The 17,415-nt window shown below is 29.0% G+C and carries 16 protein-coding genes; all 16 read right to left on the bottom strand.

From position 1 onward, the window contains the following. Window positions 1-70: 70 nt before the first annotated feature. Window positions 71-1,087, bottom strand: a complete 1,017-nt coding sequence (locus LNQ49_RS08910) for an N-acetylneuraminate synthase family protein (protein WP_229988386.1) — start codon at window positions 1,085-1,087, stop codon at window positions 71-73. Window positions 1,088-1,090: 3 nt separating this feature from the next. Further along, window positions 1,091-2,002, bottom strand: a complete 912-nt coding sequence (locus LNQ49_RS08915; protein WP_229988388.1) for a glycosyltransferase family 2 protein — start codon at window positions 2,000-2,002, stop codon at window positions 1,091-1,093. Continuing rightward, a complete protein-coding gene (locus tag LNQ49_RS08920) occupies window positions 1,992-3,239 on the bottom strand; it encodes a glycosyltransferase family protein (RefSeq protein ID WP_229988390.1) in 1,248 nt (415 codons plus the stop codon). Before LNQ49_RS08920 ends, LNQ49_RS08915 begins: the two co-directional genes overlap by 11 nt. 1 nt (window position 3,240) lies before the next feature. Further along, window positions 3,241-4,302: a non-hydrolyzing UDP-N-acetylglucosamine 2-epimerase gene (wecB, locus tag LNQ49_RS08925; protein WP_428978336.1), complete on the bottom strand. Its 1,062-nt coding sequence runs from the start codon at window positions 4,300-4,302 to the stop codon at window positions 3,241-3,243. A 41-nt stretch (window positions 4,303-4,343) separates the two neighbouring features. Beyond that, window positions 4,344-5,270 (bottom strand): glycosyltransferase family 2 protein, encoded by a 927-nt coding sequence (locus LNQ49_RS08930; RefSeq protein ID WP_229988393.1) that lies wholly within the window; start codon window positions 5,268-5,270, stop codon window positions 4,344-4,346. Further along, complete coding sequence (locus tag LNQ49_RS08935) at window positions 5,267-6,112, bottom strand: glycosyltransferase family 2 protein (RefSeq protein WP_229988395.1); 846 nt, start codon at window positions 6,110-6,112, stop codon at window positions 5,267-5,269. The genes LNQ49_RS08930 and LNQ49_RS08935 overlap by 4 nt, the downstream gene beginning before the upstream one ends. A gap of 2 nt (window positions 6,113-6,114) precedes the next feature. After that, window positions 6,115-6,918, bottom strand: coding sequence for a glycosyltransferase family 32 protein (locus tag LNQ49_RS08940; RefSeq protein ID WP_229988396.1), 804 nt, complete (start codon window positions 6,916-6,918; stop codon window positions 6,115-6,117). Window positions 6,919-6,940: 22 nt separating this feature from the next. Further along, the gene (locus tag LNQ49_RS08945; protein WP_229988397.1) at window positions 6,941-7,879 is read right to left on the bottom strand and encodes a glycosyltransferase family 2 protein; all 939 of its coding nucleotides are present in this window, start codon (window positions 7,877-7,879) and stop codon (window positions 6,941-6,943) included. A gap of 11 nt (window positions 7,880-7,890) precedes the next feature. Continuing rightward, window positions 7,891-8,847: a glycosyltransferase family 2 protein gene (locus LNQ49_RS08950; protein ID WP_229988398.1), complete on the bottom strand. Its 957-nt coding sequence runs from the start codon at window positions 8,845-8,847 to the stop codon at window positions 7,891-7,893. Next, window positions 8,837-10,117 (bottom strand): TDP-N-acetylfucosamine:lipid II N-acetylfucosaminyltransferase family protein, encoded by a 1,281-nt coding sequence (locus LNQ49_RS08955; protein WP_229988402.1) that lies wholly within the window; start codon window positions 10,115-10,117, stop codon window positions 8,837-8,839. Before LNQ49_RS08955 ends, LNQ49_RS08950 begins: the two co-directional genes overlap by 11 nt. 114 nt (window positions 10,118-10,231) lie before the next feature. Further along, on the bottom strand, window positions 10,232-11,515 hold the full coding sequence (locus LNQ49_RS08960) for an ABC transporter ATP-binding protein (RefSeq protein ID WP_229988403.1): 1,284 nt from the start codon (window positions 11,513-11,515) through the stop codon (window positions 10,232-10,234). Between the two features lie 39 nt (window positions 11,516-11,554). Continuing rightward, on the bottom strand, window positions 11,555-12,424 hold the full coding sequence (locus LNQ49_RS08965; RefSeq protein ID WP_229988406.1) for an ABC transporter permease: 870 nt from the start codon (window positions 12,422-12,424) through the stop codon (window positions 11,555-11,557). Window positions 12,425-12,635: 211 nt separating this feature from the next. Beyond that, a complete protein-coding gene (locus LNQ49_RS08970) occupies window positions 12,636-14,600 on the bottom strand; it encodes a polysaccharide biosynthesis protein (protein ID WP_229988407.1) in 1,965 nt (654 codons plus the stop codon). 68 nt (window positions 14,601-14,668) lie between these two features. Next, window positions 14,669-15,553 (bottom strand): glucose-1-phosphate thymidylyltransferase RfbA, encoded by an 885-nt coding sequence (gene rfbA / locus LNQ49_RS08975; RefSeq protein ID WP_229988410.1) that lies wholly within the window; start codon window positions 15,551-15,553, stop codon window positions 14,669-14,671. Window positions 15,554-15,594: 41 nt separating this feature from the next. Further along, on the bottom strand, window positions 15,595-16,446 hold the full coding sequence (gene rfbD, locus LNQ49_RS08980) for a dTDP-4-dehydrorhamnose reductase (protein ID WP_229988411.1): 852 nt from the start codon (window positions 16,444-16,446) through the stop codon (window positions 15,595-15,597). Continuing rightward, the gene (gene rfbC / locus LNQ49_RS08985; protein ID WP_229988413.1) at window positions 16,446-16,994 is read right to left on the bottom strand and encodes a dTDP-4-dehydrorhamnose 3,5-epimerase; all 549 of its coding nucleotides are present in this window, start codon (window positions 16,992-16,994) and stop codon (window positions 16,446-16,448) included. The genes rfbD and rfbC overlap by 1 nt, the downstream gene beginning before the upstream one ends. Window positions 16,995-17,415: the final 421 nt, after the last annotated feature.

Consider the following 17,415-nt stretch of genomic DNA (forward strand, 5'->3'; position numbering starts at 1 on the left):
AAAGACAAAATGATATTTTTTCAATATTTCTATCTTAATTTAAAACTTTAGACAGAAATTAAAACTAGATTTAAGACAAATCTTTCTCATTCAAAAAATCCCATTTTTTTAAATCTCTACTCAGAGCTTTCCCAATTATTTCTTCAAAACGAAAAGCGTCGATTCCCAGTCCTTTCGGTTTTTTAGATTCTAAATCATCAAAAGTCAGAATATGATTTTTAGGTAAATCTTTATTAACTGCCAATGATTTTTCGAAAATTTGCTTCAGCGGAGAAAAAACTTCGTTATTATTTTTGTTAATATTATTTGATAATGCAGTTGCTATATTCCGAACTGCAACTACCAAATCTTTAGTTTCTGAAATAGTTAGAGAAGACTTTGAATCTGGTCCAAAAATTCGTCTATCAAAAACGACATGGAACTCGAGAATACTCGCTCCCAAAGCAATTGCAGCAATACCCGTTTCTATTTTTGCAGAATGATCTGAAAAACCAATAGCTACGTTATAGCGATTTCTTAATTCCTGAATCACATTCAAACCATACTCTTCTGGTTTCGTAGGATATGCAGTAGTACATTGTAAAATAGAAAAATCGACATTCCTCTCTTTCAAAAATAAGACAGTTGCATCTAATTCTTCATAAGAACTCATTCCTGAAGACAAAATAACAGGTTTCATTGTTTTACTAATCTTTTCTAAAAGCAAAAAATTATTTACTTCTCCTGATCCAATTTTATATTGCTCCACTCCTATTTCTTCAAGCCAATCAACTGCTAAATTACTAAAGGGAGAACAAATGAAATCTAACCCCGCTTCATCACAATGTTTTTTAATTCCTTTCCATTGCTCCAAAGAAAATCCCATACGTTTCCAATAATCAAACCTTGTCTTATCCTCTAATGAAAACTTTATACGAAAAGGTTCTTCTTCGCTACTTTCAGCTTCTGCAATATGCATTTGAAACTTCACAGCATTAACTCCAGTTTGAGCTAGAGCATCTATATAAGAATATAAAATTCCTAAACTACCTTCGTGTGCCTGACCTATTTCAGCAATAATATAAGGTGATAATTTTTCAGATAACATAATCTAATTTTTTTTTGGTTCCCAATAAAGTTTTGTCTCTCCTAATTTTTGATAAGCTTTAAATTCTTCAACTGATAATCTATTAGAGTTTATCATTATTCTTGGGATTGAAAATAATAAATCACACAAAGCCAACATAATTGCTTTTAATGCCCTCAAATCCCCTTTAAAAACTTTTGATTTAAATTGCATCCAGATTGTATAAATCATTTTTTTTGGAATAATACCAAAAGGATAAAATAAAAAATATAAGTACCAACCTGATCGCAATGATCTCTGCAAACGCAATGAATAATCTGAATTTTTTTTTCGATTTTTTACATCGACTCTATGATTAACCAAAACTTCTGGCAAATAATATACTTCCCATTTTTTTTTGAATAACTGATAGGAAGCAAAATCTTCTTCGCCATAAAACACAAACCATGACGGATAATCTGGAATATCTCGCCAAGCTTCCATTCTCCATACATGTCCACATCCGACAAAGCTTCTCATACGATATGAAGTTTCATCAGAATCAATCCTTTTGGGTTCTTCCAAATCCCAAAAGATTCTAAAACTTAACACAGCAATTTTTGGATTTTTACTGAAAAAATTCTGAATAATTTCTAAAGGGTTCTCTGTAATAAAATGTAAATCATCATCTAGAGAAATAGCAAATTCAGTAGTTGTTAAATTCAATAATCTGTTTCTGCTATAAATTAATCCTTCACTCTTAATATTTCGAATCAACTGGATATTAGGAAAATTATCCTGAATAAATACAGAAGTCCCATCTGTTGAGCCATCATCGCAAACGATACAATTCACATCATCACGATTTAATAAATATTGAATTTTACTCAAAGTAAAAGCTAAATCATCTTTTCGATTTTTAGTCGTTATTAAAATGGAAAAACTATTACTCTGCATAATTCAAATTACTTATTACTTCTTTCAAATACTCTACTGACACATACTTTTCCAAATCAATTCTATTCAAAATTAATTTTTCGGGATTTTCTTTCCATACTTCATATAACTCTTCAATAAGAAATGCAATTTTCTCTACCTCATCAGTCTCTGCCCAAAACTTATAATCACTTCCTAATAACCTTCTTGTTTCACTATAATAAGGGGCTAGAGAGAGAATAGGTTTATTTGCCTCAATACAATGAGGAAATTTTGCTGGAAGAAAAGGGCTAATTTCTGATTTTGATTCTAAAATAATATTTACTGAAACATTTTTTTGTAAATGATACACTTCGTTAAAAGGTTTATTTCCATTATAGAGATACATTTCAGGAGTATTTTCTTCGTAAAGCTCAAGCATTTTGAGATGATCAGAAGCATTTCCTAATAAAAGTAGTCTCGCTTCCTTTTTTGCTTCATGATTCTTCTCTAAAAACAGTTTAAACCCTTTTATTAAACCTTCAGGTGAACGTTGTTTCATTAAATTCCCAGCATGTAACAAATTAAATTTTGAAATATCAAAATAGGATGGAAAATCAACATCTTGAGCATCAAATTTTGCATTTTGGTGTGGAATGATAACTCCTGTCTTAGAAAAATTGGGAAAATAACTACTCATCCATTCCTTTAACAACTGACTTGGAAAAGCACTATATTTTGCCTTTTCTGAAAGTTCTCTAAAAAAAAGTTCTTTTTTATCATAGCCTGGCTCTACCCAATTATAAGGTCTTGGATAATAATGAAATGGAAATGGATCATGCACATACGCCATCCATTTGCCATGCAACTGAGGCATTTTAAGAACCGCATAATGAGGTCTAAAACTAGCTCCTTTACTTAATGTAAGTACTAAATCAGGTTTAAATAATTCTTTTTTTAAAGCTTTTCGAATACTTCTTGTATCATTAAAAAAAGTAAATGAAAACCCAATTGTCTTTTCTATGAAAGGTCCAAAGTTTATTTTTAATTTCCTGTTTACTACTCTAAAAAATCTACTTAAATAATAATAATAAGCTCCTAATTTTATTTCTGATATAACAAATGTCCTTATATTTTTTAACTGAATATCTTTTAATGTATAGTGGTAAACTAAAATTTCAAAACCAGCTTCAGATAGATTATTAATCAAAGCTACATTAGCTTTAGATCCGCTACTATCCTCTATATTTATGGAATCTACTACAATGAGTATTTTCATTTTATTCTTTATTTAATAAATAATCAACAATTTTTTCAGAAGCATTTCCACTTCCATAAGGATTTGTTACATTTTCAAAACCCTCAAAATTTTCTAAAATATCCTGAATCTTATTTATAATTTTATTTTTGTCTGTTCCTACCAAAATTGAGAATCCAGCAATGACTCCCTCTGGCCTTTCTGAAACCTCTCTTGTTACCAAAACGGGTTTTTTTAATGAAGGGGCCTCTTCTTGAATACCCCCAGAATCAGTTACAATTAAAAAAGATTGCTGCATCAGCCAAATAAACACTGGATAAGAAACAGGTGGAATTAAATAAATATTTTCTTTTCCTGATAATAACCCATAAACCGTTTTCTTAACATTCGGATTTAGATGTACCGGATATATAATCATAACATCTTCTCTCTGAGAAATTTCCAAAAGTGCTTCACAAAGATTCTTTAACCCAGACTCAAAATTCTCTCTTCGATGTCCTGTTACTAAAACTATCTTTTTATTCTTTATAATTTTACCTTTTAACACATCAATATCAACATGACAATAATCTGTTTTCGATATCTTATTTATTGTCCATAATAATGCATCAATAACCGTGTTACCAGTTTGTATAATATTTTTTTTAAGAATCCCTTCCCTTAATAAATTTTGCGTTGTTTCTGTTGTTGGTGTAAAATGAAAATCTACTAATCTACTCGTAAGTTGCCTATTGAGTTCTTCAGGAAAAGGTGCTTTTTTATTATAAGTTCTTAACCCAGCTTCAATATGACCAATTTTTATTCCTAAATGAAATGCTGCCAAAGCTACCATTGAAGAAGTTGTAGTATCTCCATGCACTAAAACTAAATCTGGATTTACATCTAAAATCACTTGATCCACCTTAGATAAAATAAGAGCACTTAAACTATTTAAAGATTGATTAGATTGCATTAAATCTAAATCGTAATCGACCTTGATATTAAAAAATTCTAATACCTGATCTAACATTTCCCGATGCTGCGCTGTAACACATACAAAAACCTCAAAATTATTATTCTTTAATTCGTGATATATTGGTGCCATTTTAATGGCTTCCGGACGGGTTCCAAAACAAAGAAGAATTCTCATTTATTAATACTTTTTTTCATTTTATAGATTGCCAAACGCAAAACATAAGATTTGTAATAAAACTGCCATTTTAGTTTTTGTAATAATGATAATTCTAAAATTTTTATAATTTGATTAAATAGATTGTATTCTTTAAAGCCTAAAGAAACTGTAATAAAATAGCGGATTAATGAATTTGTTAATAGTTGTTTTTGTTTAAGGTTTTTTAGAACTAAAATTATTGCTTCATTTTTAGATGCTTTACGAACTGGATTGATATTATTATAAAATTCTCCTGTATTTGAGGAAGCATGTTTCCTATTATAATATAGAATAGAATCAATAATTATCCCATTAAAATTCTCAGAAATTATTCGAATATAACATTCCCATTCTTCTGCATAAAGAAGATTTTCATTAAACCTAGATTTGTTAAAACAATAACTCTTCCACATTACTGTACAAGAAGCCAGTCCTATTTCTTGTGTAACTACTCTCTCGATACTATTTTTAGTAAGCCTTATTTGCTCTGTTACTTCACTCTTTACAATTAAAGGAATTCTACTTTCATAAGACTTTTTTTGATAGTGGCAAAAATCCAAACTTTTACCATCGAGTATCTCCAAACAAATTTTTAAATTATCTGGATGCACTATATCATCATCGTCAAAGAATATAACATAATCTCCTTGTACCAAATCCAAACCATAATTCCTACAACCAGGCAATCCTTTTTTATAGCGATCCGTTCGTTTAAAAAACTTAAATCGTGAATCTTTATCTAAAATTGGAGTAATAACTTCTAAAGTATTATCAGTTCCTCCATCATCTATAATTAAGCATTCCCAGTTTAAATAAGATTGCTTTTGTATTGAATTTAAAGTTTCTAAAATAAAATGGCTCCTATTATAAGTAGCCATTATTATCGTTACTATAGGTATCATTCTTTAAAAATTGATTTTAAAGTTCGGAGTGGTCGTAATAAAGTATTTCCTAATTTATAATCTATTTTATTTCTTATTTTTAAATTATCTGCTTTTAACGATTCAATGTCTCCTAAAAATTGTTCAATATAACTTTCATAATATTCAATATATAAATCCTTGTGTTTAATGAAAATATATTTTTTGATATCTTTATTATGTTTATTTATAGCAATAGTCCTCATCGAGAATTGATGTTGCCGATAAAAAAACAAAACCTCTTCAAGTATATGCACATCCCAACCTAAACGGCAGACTCTAATATAAAATTCCCAATCCTCATAACCTAACTTCATATTCTCATCATACCCTTTAACCTTTTCCCAACATTCTTTTCTAAATAATGAAGTTCCTATTGCGGCATTATAAAACAAAAAATCTTTTATTGTCTTGCCAGTCGGTTTAAATATCCCAAATTGTTCATTACCACTAAACCTAATCCCCCAACTACTTACAATTCCAATAGTCGCATTTTTTAATAATATGTCAACTCCTTTCTCTACAAAAGTATGATGATAAAAATCGTCTGCATCAAGTGTCAAAATATAGCTCCCCCTTGATTTTTTAATGCCATAATTTCTGGCACTAGAAAGCCCTCCGTTTTCTTTATAAAAATAAATAAATCTATGGTCAATATTTACCCATTTTTGAGCTATCTCTTCAGTATTATCTATACTCCCATCATTTATAATTATGCATTCCCAATCAAAATAACTTTGCTCTAATATAGATTGAATTGCTTCATCTAAAAATTGTCCATGATTATAACATGGAATAATTACAGATACTAACGGTTTTATCATATCTATTTAGTTAATGATTCTTTTATACAAGAAGCAATTTTCCTTAAATAACTAATTTTTATTTTTCTTACCGAAAAATCTTTAATATATATTTGAAATCCTCTAAAATATTTTCCACTTCTTAAATAATGGAATTCACTGTATTGTATCCATGAGCTGCTCCATAGATGAATAGCATATGTATCTTTATTTATATAGTTTTTATAATTATTAATATCCGCTTTTTTTTCAAATGGAAGTGGATAAAAAAAGAAGGCTGGATAAATTGTTAATTTATCGACAACAACAATTTTGTCAAAATCAAATTCATAATTAAATAAAGTTCTATACTTTTTTGTTATCAACTTTGGAATAGTAATTTCTCCAAAGTTCATATTTTCTTCTATTATAAGAGAATCATAAATTTCTTTACACTCTTTTATAAATTCATTTTTTCTATTTGCGACAATTACTCCAACACTAATAAAGTCAGAATTTTCGGCTCCTAAAAAACAATCATTGTTTAGAAGTACTTCAAATCCTTTGATTATCAGCATATCGGTATCAAGATAGATTCCTCCAAATTCATAAATTTTTTGCAGTCTAATATAATCTGATACAAAAGCCCATTTTTTTTGTTTATAAACTTTAGCAACGAAAGGGTGCGTCAGGTCTGAGTTCTTTTCATTCCATTCGATTATCTGATAATCTGGAAAATGTTTTTTCCATGATAAAATACAGTCTTTTACTAGTTTTGGTTTTCTATTTCCTCCAAACCAACAATAATGTATAATTTTCGGAATCGACCTTGTGTTTACTAATTCCATATTGAATAAATACAATTAAAAATCATTTAATTAAAATATATCCTTTATTGAAAAAATAATAGACAGGAAACCCAATGCAGGTTTTAGCCAATCCTTTAAAATCTTTAAATCGTAATTGCGTTAAAAATAATATTTTAAAAAAGTAAAAACTACTCTTATTTCTATCAATTAATATATCTCTCATAATTACTTTATACCTACTTAAGACAAAATGCTCAATTTTACTATTTTTAATATTATGTTTCAAAAGTAGATTTAAATGTTTATTTCTAGCTATACATTCAGATTTAAGCTCTTCTATATTTAGATATCCTACTTGTTTAGATAATGAAAATGGGTGAGATCTATATCTAAAAGAGGTTCCTTCTAAAAACTTAATTTTCGGATTTTGATAAATCATCCTTAAATTAAAATCCCAATCATCAAGATATCTTATTTTTTCATCAAACAATTCTATTTGCTTTTCAAGAAATGTTCTTCTCCACATTGGACCAGAAACGTAATATGTAATCTTCCCAGTAAAATAATCTTCTATTATATTATTTGATAAAATTTTATTTTCAAAAATTTTATCTCCTGTATCTGTGTCAAAAAAATCAGCCCTAGCAACAACAGCATCAAACTCTTCTTCAAAGTTTTCTACTCTATTTGCAATAGAATTTTCAAAAAGCAAATCGTCACTATCAAACCAATAGATGTAATATCCTTTGCTTTTTTCAAAACCAAAATTCCTGCATGCATTTGGGCCTTTTGTTAAATATTGAGGCCGATTGTATAACTTAAAACGGTTATCTGTACTTATATATGCAGAAACTATTTCAGTAGTACTATCATTTGAACCATCGTCAACAATTATGCATTCCCAGTTTGTGTAAGACTGTGCAGTAATGCTAGCAAGCGTTTCAATTATTAAACCTGCTCGATTATAGGTTGGAATGATTATGGAGATTAGGTGTGTCATTATTCTAAATTCTAAACAAATTTTTTTCCTTTATAAAATAAACCTCCTTTTTTAAAAATCATAAATGCCAATAAAGCCATTAGTAGTTTTAATTTATAATACATGCTTATAGTTCTATTTTTAAGAATGTTTTTAAGAAAAATACTAATTGCATCTCTATAATGTTTTGCAAACAGTGCGTTTTTATAGGCAATTAAAATATAATCTGACAAATATTCTTTTAGATTCTTTTTATCCTTCTTGTCTTGAATTAAAGTATAAATTTTAGTCCTTGCTAATGCATAACTTAAGTTTCGAATATTTACTTTAGATCCATATGATATACTTTCTGAATGTTTCCTAACATAAACTAATTTTTCTTGGATTATAGCATAATTTGGATAATCTAATAAAATTCTTGAATGAAATTCCCATTCTTGAGCTGCTCGTAATTCTTCATCAAATGAAAAATTATTGTCCTCTAAGAATTTCCTTTCCCATAATGGAATTGAAGTAAGAAATTTGATGTTTTCATAAACATAATCTTCAAATGGGCTTTTGGAATCTATATTATCATAAGCAAATAATTCGTTCTCAAAAGTATCCTCAAATGCTAAAATCCTACATACAGAAAAGAAATAATTTGAATTTTCTAAACTGTTTAATTGAACAGTAATTTTATCAGAACGCATGATATCATCGCTATCAAACCAATTAACAAATTCTCCACTTGATATTTCAAAACCATAGTTCCTTGCAGCATTTCCTCCTTTATGGCGGTTTTTTGGGCGATGATGAAATTGAAAACGATTGTCCTTCTTTACATACTCATTCACAACTTTTTCAGTATCATCTATAGAGCCATCATCTACAATAATACACTCCCAGTTTCCATAAGTCTGCCCTAGAATACTATCAAGTGTTTCTCTTATAAGAGTTGCTCTATTATAAGTGGGTATTATAATAGAAACAAGCGGATTACTTTGCATTAATCTTAAAAATTTGTTCTTGTAATTTGAATGCTAATTTTTCATTTTTTACTTTCAAAGCAGTATCAAATAATTCTACTATTTTCTTTTTAACTACTTCTTCAGAATATAAATTGAATAATATTTTTTTATTTAGTTCATGTTCTTTATTATTTAATGGAACCAAATCTGTTGCTTTAAGGCTTTTAAAATCAAAAATTTTAATTCCATAATCTTTAAACGATTTATAAACTGGGCTTTTAGAATTTACAAAAATTCTTGCGCCAAAATATCCCATAATAACAATATTACCAACTCCTTGCTGACGAATATGATTAAAAACAACTACTCCACAACTTAATAAAATTTTATTATATTCCTGCAAAGTCATGAAATCAATTAGCGGAACAAAATTTTCTCCAAGTAGTTCCTTTCCTTTTCGAATTATAAATTCTTTATAATCTTTACTTCCTCCATAACTTAGAGGAACATAAACCTTTTTACTACCCAAATTTATTTGTGATAGTTTAAGAAAAATATCCAAATGATTATTCGAAGGATCTGCGGAATTACCAACTAAAATATTGTTACTTCGTAAAACAGTATCTGATATTTTATCCCCTAACGAATCTTGTATACATCCATAAGCAAATGGTGCATAAATCGCTTTAACGCCGATTTTTCTTATAATTTTAAGCTCATCAAAAACAACTGGAACAACAATATCAATTCTTGTAGCAGCATTATAAAAAACCGTATTAAAATTCTTGTTTAATATATTTTCTATCTTTGATGGCAAAACGTATTTGAAAAATCTTAAATTTTTAAATACCCAAAAACTAGAATTACTAAAAATTAATTTATTTTTTATTTTTTGCTTTTCAGCCTGGTCAATGTATGATTTAGTATATTTTTCAAATATTGTATTCTTTAATAATGGCCAGTTACCGTATAAATCATATCCCCAAATAAACCAAACTTTAACAACCTTGCAAGAAAGTTCAAGTACAATATTTTGTTTTGTTTGATCTAAAGCATGGAGAAAAATGATTGGACATGAATCTTCAATTGTATTTATTCTTCTAATAAATTTTTTAAAACTCTCTTTATCAGAAGCATCAAAAGCATTAACTATTGTAGAAGTAATATATTGAAACGCTTCACCTTGTTTCTTAATAATCCAATATTCTGAAATACCTGGATATACTGATTCAAATAATTTTATTGCTGGATCAATAAATTTATCATCATCAAAAACATGAATTATTTTATTGTTATTCTTCAATTTCATTTAAAATTAATCATCTTAATTATTTTCACTAAATAATTCTCCCTGATTTGTAAGTCTTTGATTATTTCAAGATATTTATGATACTCCCAGTAGGCAAAAAAAGTTTTTGCCATATTAATCATCGTTTCTAATGTTATTCTTCCAATCAAAAACGGGTTTAATATTACCAGGCTCTCTGCCCATATAAACCCCCAACTCTCGACCTCCATCAATTATTGTGAAATGAATAATATCACTCTCTTTAAATATTGATTGTCTTTTATCTTCAACAATAAAAAGGGTTAAACTAAAACTACCTGATTGAAAGAAATTTGCAGGAAAAGTACAGGTCAAAATATTTTCACCCTTCCTTAATATCTCACCAGAATTAGCATTAGAAAAAGAGAATAAAGGTTCCCCTATGTCATTATAAAGATGATATGTTATATGATATCTTTGAGCATCATTGCCTTTTAGAAATATGTTAGTTACTAACTCAATTTCTTTATTTTCTATTAATGGATTATCGGGGTTTTCATCAAGATTTTGAAGACCAATTTCATTTAACCTAAATATTTCATTATCAAAATTATCAAATTTTTTGCTATTTGACCTTTCTGAATCAGAGCCTCCTAAATAATAAGAAACTGCTATATCAATATCTTCATCCAAAACTAATCTTCCGTGTTCCATAACTATCCCTCGTGAACATAAACTCTTTACCGCTGCCATATTATGGCTAACAAATAAAACTGTACGTCCTTGACCACTAGAAATATCTTGCATTTTACCAATAGCTTTTTTCTGAAACTCGGCATCACCTACTGCCAAGACCTCATCAATAACTAAAATTTCGGGTTCTAAAAAAGCTGCAACTGCAAATGCCAATCGTACTGTCATACCACTACTATACCGTTTTACTGGGGTATCAATGTAACGTTCACAACCCGAAAAATCAATAATTTCATCTAGTTTTGTGGCAATTTCCTTTTTAGTCATTCCTAAAATTGCACCGTTCAAAAATATATTTTCACGACCTGTCATTTCACCATTAAATCCTGTACCTACTTCTAACAAAGAAGCTATACGTCCTCGAGACTTAATACTCCCAGTAGTTGGTGCTGTAACCTTTGATAATATTTTTAATAACGTAGATTTTCCAGCACCATTTTTGCCAATGATACCTAAAACCTCACCACGCCCCAGCTCAAAGTTAATATCTTGTAGGGCCCAAACATAATCACTAGTTCCTTTAGTGCTACGATCATTAGTGTCTCCAATTTTCAAATATGGATTTTCTTTCCCACGTATACGATGCCACCAACGATTTAAATCATGACTTAATGTTCCAGTACCAACCTGTCCCAAACGATATTGTTTTGAGATGTTTTCAGCTTTTAATATAATATCTTTTTTCAATTATAAATTGTGTGTGATGAATATCTAAAATATTTTAAATTAAACTGTATCAATAAAACTTTTTTCAGTTTTATTAAAGACCAATAATCCGGAAAATAATATAATCAGTGTTACCGTGAGAGTATAAAATAGTCCATAAAAAGAAACATCTCCAACACTCAAAAGCATATATCTAGATGTTTCAATTATATAAGCTAAAGGATTGTATTGTACCAACCACCCATAGTTTGGTATTTTATCTTTAATTAGTGCCATTGGATATACAACTGCAGAAAGATACATTAGTAATTGTATACCAAAACCAATTAAATTACTAAAGTCTCTATACTTAGTAACCAATGACGATATAAACATTCCCAACCCGAGCCCAAGAATACCCATTAGGACTATAAGTATAGGGAAAAAAAATGTTACTGCATTTAAGCTAATAGCAGCACCTTGAAAGTAATAATAAATGTAAAAAATAATAAAAATCAAAAACTGAATTCCAAATTTTATCAAGTTAGAAATTACAATAGATAAGGGGGTAATTATTCTTGGAAAATATACTTTCCCAAATATACCAGCATTAGCCCTAAAAGTATCAGAAGTTCCAGTAAGACAAGCTGTAAAATAATTCCAAACCGTTATCCCTGCAAGATTAAACAAAAAAGGTGGTACAGAACCTGTGTCAATTCCAGCTACATTATTGAATATTATAGTAAATGTTATTGAAGTAAATAAAGGTTGAATTAAGTACCAAAGCGGGCCCAAAACTGTTTGTTTATAAACCGTTACAATATCTCTTTTTACAAAGAGTAGTATTAAATCACGATATTGCCAAATTTCTTTTAGATTAATTGATAAAAATTTATTCTTAGGTGTTATTTCAAACAACCAAGGAGTCGAAACATCTTTTGATTTATTCATGAATACTTTTAAAATTCTGTCTAAAAAACAACTAGCTACTGTTCTTTTGAGCCTGTAATTATGTACAATTTTCACAGCAAATATAATAATTAGATCTAATCATTATTATTTGCTACACTTCTTAATTTTAAAATTTATGAAAATAAAAAAGGTGTTTTTATAAAAAAAACACCTTAGCTAATTTTAAAGAAAAAATAATCTTACATAAATATCATTTATCAAGAATTTCAAAACTAGAGTTCATACTCTTAAACTCTGGTACTATCTTTTTCATTTTGGCAACAATATCATCGTTGTCAAAAAATTTAGATATACCTATTAACTCATCAATTTCAATATGAAGGGTTTCATATTCATCCTGAATTTCTTCGGCAATCATAATTTTATTATGATATGTAGGAAGAGTTTTTGAAGTATCATTTAATAACTCTTCAAAAAGCTTTTCTCCTGGTCTAAGTCCAACTATCTGGATCTTAATTTCTTTTTCAGGAATAAATCCAGCTAATTTTATCATTTTCCGAGCCAAATCGATAATCTTAACAGGTTTTCCCATATCAAATATATAAATTTCGCCTCCATTCCCCATTGCGCCAGCTTCAAGAACTAATTGACATGCCTCAGGAATGGTCATAAAATACCTAATGATATCAGGATGTGTTATAGTAAGTGGTCCTCCCTCTGCAATTTGTTTAGTAAATAAGGGAACTACTGATCCATTAGAACCTAATACATTACCGAAACGAGTTGTAATAAATTTCGTAGTATCATTCCCTTTTTCTTTTTGATTTTTTAAGTGTAATGACTGTACGTATTTTTCAGCAATACGCTTACTAGCCCCCATTACATTACTAGGATTTACTGCTTTATCTGTAGAAACCATTACGAATTTCTTTACCTTATACTTACAGGCTAAATCGGCTAGATTTTTAGTTCCTTCTATATTTGTTAATATAGCTTGTGACGGATTTTCTTCCATCAAAGGGACATGCTTATAAGCAGCGGCATGAAAAACAACCTGAGGTCCATATACTTTAAAAACTCTCTCCATTGCCTCTTTACTTTTCACATCTGCTATTACAGCATGAATTCGAGAATCCGAAATTATATTTTGAGTTTCTAAACAAAGGCTATGTAGTGGTGTTTCAGCTTGATCTAATAAAATTATTTTTCTAGGATTAAATCCTATTACTTGCCTTACTATTTCACTACCAATTGACCCTGCAGCTCCAGTAATTAAAATGGTTTTATCTTTTAGCTGTTTAGATATAGATTTACTATCCAATACAATTGGTTTTCTTTCAAGTAAATCTTCAATCTGAATATTCTTTACCTTTTGAGAGATTTCTTTCTGGTTTTCCCAATCTGAAATTAGAGGTACTGTGTAGACCCTATAATTAAATTCTAGACATTGATCTACAATAATCAACTGTTCATCCTTAGACAGACTTTTATCTGCAATGATAATACCCTCTGCAGCCACTGAACGCATTAATGCAGGCAATCTTTTCTTTTGAATTAAGATTGGTAAATCCAACATCCTCTTTGAAGCATTTTGATTGTTTTTATCTACGAAACCTACAATTTTAAACCGAGAAGGTGTTTCAAATTTTAATGCATTTGCGACCGATATTGCATTCGCATCAGTCCCATAAATGATAGTTCTAATTAATTTAGTGTTGTTTTTTTCAGCAAAATAAAGTTCAAATGTTTGTTTGACAACAACTCTATATAAAAACAAGCCACAGAATGAAAGTACTATATTTATGAAAAATGCAGTATTCAAAAATGCTTTATCTCCGTGATATAATTCATATACAAAATTGAAAAACAAGAAAACAACTAACACTGACATTTGTGAGAACAACAGCTTAATAGCATCAATGTAAGATGAATGTCTAATTATCCCTGAATAGGTCCTAAATAACCAAAAGAAAAAAATATTAACTCCTAAAAGCGAGCCAACAAAATAAAACTCATGATGTGTTATAATATAACCTAAACCAGTACCTTTAAATAATAAATAAGTAAAAGTAAAAGAAAAAATTAAGACCATGACATCCATCAAAACTATAATCCATCTAGGTAAGTAACTCAAGTTATGAATATTAAGCCTTAGATTAGCTATAGAAAAATACTTAGCAAATAAAATTGCAAGATTGGTTGGTTTATTATTCAAATTAGTTAGTCTTAAAATTATTGAGCCTGATAATAATTACAAAAATACGAAATAATGGATTTAAAAAATTAAATTTTAACACCAGCTCTCTTTTGCTTTAAAAAGTCCATTAAATATGCTCCATATCCTGATTTAACAAGTGGCAATGCTAACTCCTCAAGTTGAACATCATTAATAAAACCTTGTCTCCAAGCAATCTCCTCAATACAACCAACTTTTAAGCCTTGTCGCTCTTCTAATACTTGTACAAACTGTCCTGCTTGCATTAAACTATTAAAAGTTCCTGTATCGAGCCATGCTGTACCTCTGCTTAAAATTCCAACTTTTAAAGCTTCTTTCGAAAGATATACTTTATTCACATCAGTAATTTCATATTCTCCACGTGCACTAGGCAGAATGCTTTTTGCTATCTCAACAACTGAATTATCATAAAAATATAATCCTGGAACAGCATAATTAGATTTAGGATTATTTGGTTTTTCTTCTATCGAAATAGCTTTTAAATCTTCGTCAAATTCTACTACTCCATAACGTTCTGGGTCTGAAACATGATATGCAAAAACCACTCCTCCATTTGGTTTTGTATTTGATCGCAAGAGTTCTTGCATATTAGCTCCAAAGAAAATATTATCTCCTAAAATTAAAGCGACATCATCATTTCCAATAAATTCTTCTCCAATTACAAAGGCTTGAGCTAATCCGTTTGGAATAGCTTGTTCAGCATAACTAAATTTACAACCCAAGCTCTCTCCATCTCCTAATAACTTTTTAAAATTTGGCAAATCATGAGGAGTTGAAATAATTAAAATTTCATTTATTCCTGCCATCATCAAAGTTGATAATGGATAATAAATCATCGGCTTATCGTACACAGGCATCATTTGCTTACTCATCGCTAGTGTCAATGGATGCAATCTGGTACCAGAACCTCCTGCTAAAATAATTCCTTTCATTTTTATAAATTAAATCTATTTGTATTAACCAAAATCAACACCTATAATTGTTTCAACATTTTTTTTAAACTCTCTTTATAATTTGGAACATCCACTGCATAGATTTGCTTTATTTTACTTTTATCTAACAAAGAAAAAAAGGGTCGTTTCGCAGGAGTAGGATATGCAGAAGAAGGAATACCTTCAACTTTACAGCTATATCCTCCAAGAGCTTTTATATCCAATGCAAATTCATACCAGCTGATTTCTCCTTCATTCGAATAATTATAAATTCCAGGAATCCATTTTTCAAATGAAATAATTTTAATCACTGCTCGTGCTAAATCAACGGCATAGGTTGGTGACCCAATTTGATCATTAACTACACTTATTGAATCTCTTTCTTGCATCAATCGTTGCATCGTTTTTACGAAATTATTCCCAAATTTACTATAAACCCATGATGTTCTAATGATAATTGAATTTGTGTTTTCTTTTAAACAAGCTAATTCTCCCAATCTTTTAGTTTCTCCATATGCATTAATAGGATTTGTTAAAGCTTCTTCATCCAGAGCTACTGATGACGTCCCGTCAAAAACATAATCTGTTGATAAATGAATTAATTTTACTTCATTCCTAGTTGAATAATTTGCTAGTACTCCTACTGCTAAATTATTAATAATATTAGCTAAATCTTTTTCTGATTCTGCTTTATCAACAGCAGTATAAGCACCACAATTTAAGATAATTGTAGGTTTTATATCACGCAATTGAACTTTAAGCAAATCTAAATCATCCAACGTAATTATATTTCTATCAGCAAAAATCCATTCATATTGCAAATAGTCTGATGATAATATTGAGAACTCCGTCCCTAGTTGTCCATTTGCTCCAGTTACTAGAATCCTTTCCATTAAAACAAACTATTACAATTTTCAATAAAGGGAAGGCTTTGATCCTTTTCAGAAACAATAGCCTTTTTTAAATCTATCCCCCAATCAATATTTAATAAAGGATCGTTAAATCTTATTCCTCCTTCTGATTCTTTGTTATAAAATTCATCACACTTATACATCACTGAAGCCGTTTTACTAATAACAGAAAAACCATGAGCAAAACCTTTTGGCACTAACAATTGCTTTTTATTTTCAGCTGAGAGCAAAACACTAAATGATTTCCCATAAGTAGAAGAATCTCTTCTCAAATCTAATACAACATCCATAACTTCACCTTCTAGCGCCCTTATTAATTTACTTTGCGTAAAAGGAGGATTTTGATAATGCAGCCCCCGTAAAGTTCCTTTTTTAGAAAAAGACTGATTATCTTGAACAAAATCAATATCAATTCCTAAATCTTTAAACTTAGTCTTATTATACGATTCAAAGAAATACCCCCTTTCATCGCCAAAAACTGTTGGCTCAATAATTATTAAATCTTTTATAAATGTTTCTACAATTTTCATATTAAAATATAATTTTTCTTTTTAATTAAAGAAAATCTTGATTACTTCCTCAATTCTACTTTTATCTTCATTAGTAAAGTTAGCCACTAATGTAAAACATAATACTTTTTCGAATAAAATTTTAGCGTTTTTTCCCCACAATATAAATATTAAAAAATATAAACTGTAGCTGTAATCACCTTATAAAAGTCTAGATTCGATATCTTCTTTCTCAAAAACCAATCTTAAGATTTCCCTATTAATCTTCTTATTACAATCATCTTCAATCAAAATTGTACTCAACCAATAATTAGAAAAATAATCTTAATTTGGTTCATCGAGAACTTTCACACCATCTATTTCTATAAATACATATTTTTATAAAAATCATCTATCTCCAACGCAAAATAATATTTTAATCCAAAACTTCTATTTAACCACA

The organism is Flavobacterium pisciphilum (genome assembly GCF_020905345.1).
Taxonomy (GTDB): Bacteria; Bacteroidota; Bacteroidia; order Flavobacteriales; family Flavobacteriaceae; genus Flavobacterium; species Flavobacterium pisciphilum.

Coding starts and splice junctions, on each gene's coding strand:
- rfbA (WP_229988410.1), bottom strand. CDS start 15,553: ATGAAAGGAATTATTTTAGCAGGAGGTTCTGGTACCAGATTGCATCCA.
- rfbC (WP_229988413.1), bottom strand. CDS start 16,994: ATGAAAATTGTAGAAACATTTATAAAAGATTTAATAATTATTGAGCCA.
- wecB (WP_428978336.1), bottom strand. CDS start 4,302: ATGGCACCAATATATCACGAATTAAAGAATAATAATTTTGAGGTTTTT.
- LNQ49_RS08955 (WP_229988402.1), bottom strand. CDS start 10,117: ATGAAATTGAAGAATAACAATAAAATAATTCATGTTTTTGATGATGAT.
- LNQ49_RS08910 (WP_229988386.1), bottom strand. CDS start 1,087: ATGTTATCTGAAAAATTATCACCTTATATTATTGCTGAAATAGGTCAG.
- LNQ49_RS08915 (WP_229988388.1), bottom strand. CDS start 2,002: ATGCAGAGTAATAGTTTTTCCATTTTAATAACGACTAAAAATCGAAAA.
- LNQ49_RS08935 (WP_229988395.1), bottom strand. CDS start 6,112: ATGATAAAACCGTTAGTATCTGTAATTATTCCATGTTATAATCATGGA.
- LNQ49_RS08965 (WP_229988406.1), bottom strand. CDS start 12,424: ATGAATAAATCAAAAGATGTTTCGACTCCTTGGTTGTTTGAAATAACA.
- rfbD (WP_229988411.1), bottom strand. CDS start 16,446: ATGGAAAGGATTCTAGTAACTGGAGCAAATGGACAACTAGGGACGGAG.
- LNQ49_RS08945 (WP_229988397.1), bottom strand. CDS start 7,879: ATGACACACCTAATCTCCATAATCATTCCAACCTATAATCGAGCAGGT.
- LNQ49_RS08950 (WP_229988398.1), bottom strand. CDS start 8,847: ATGCAAAGTAATCCGCTTGTTTCTATTATAATACCCACTTATAATAGA.
- LNQ49_RS08930 (WP_229988393.1), bottom strand. CDS start 5,270: ATGATACCTATAGTAACGATAATAATGGCTACTTATAATAGGAGCCAT.
- LNQ49_RS08940 (WP_229988396.1), bottom strand. CDS start 6,918: ATGGAATTAGTAAACACAAGGTCGATTCCGAAAATTATACATTATTGT.
- LNQ49_RS08920 (WP_229988390.1), bottom strand. CDS start 3,239: ATGAAAATACTCATTGTAGTAGATTCCATAAATATAGAGGATAGTAGC.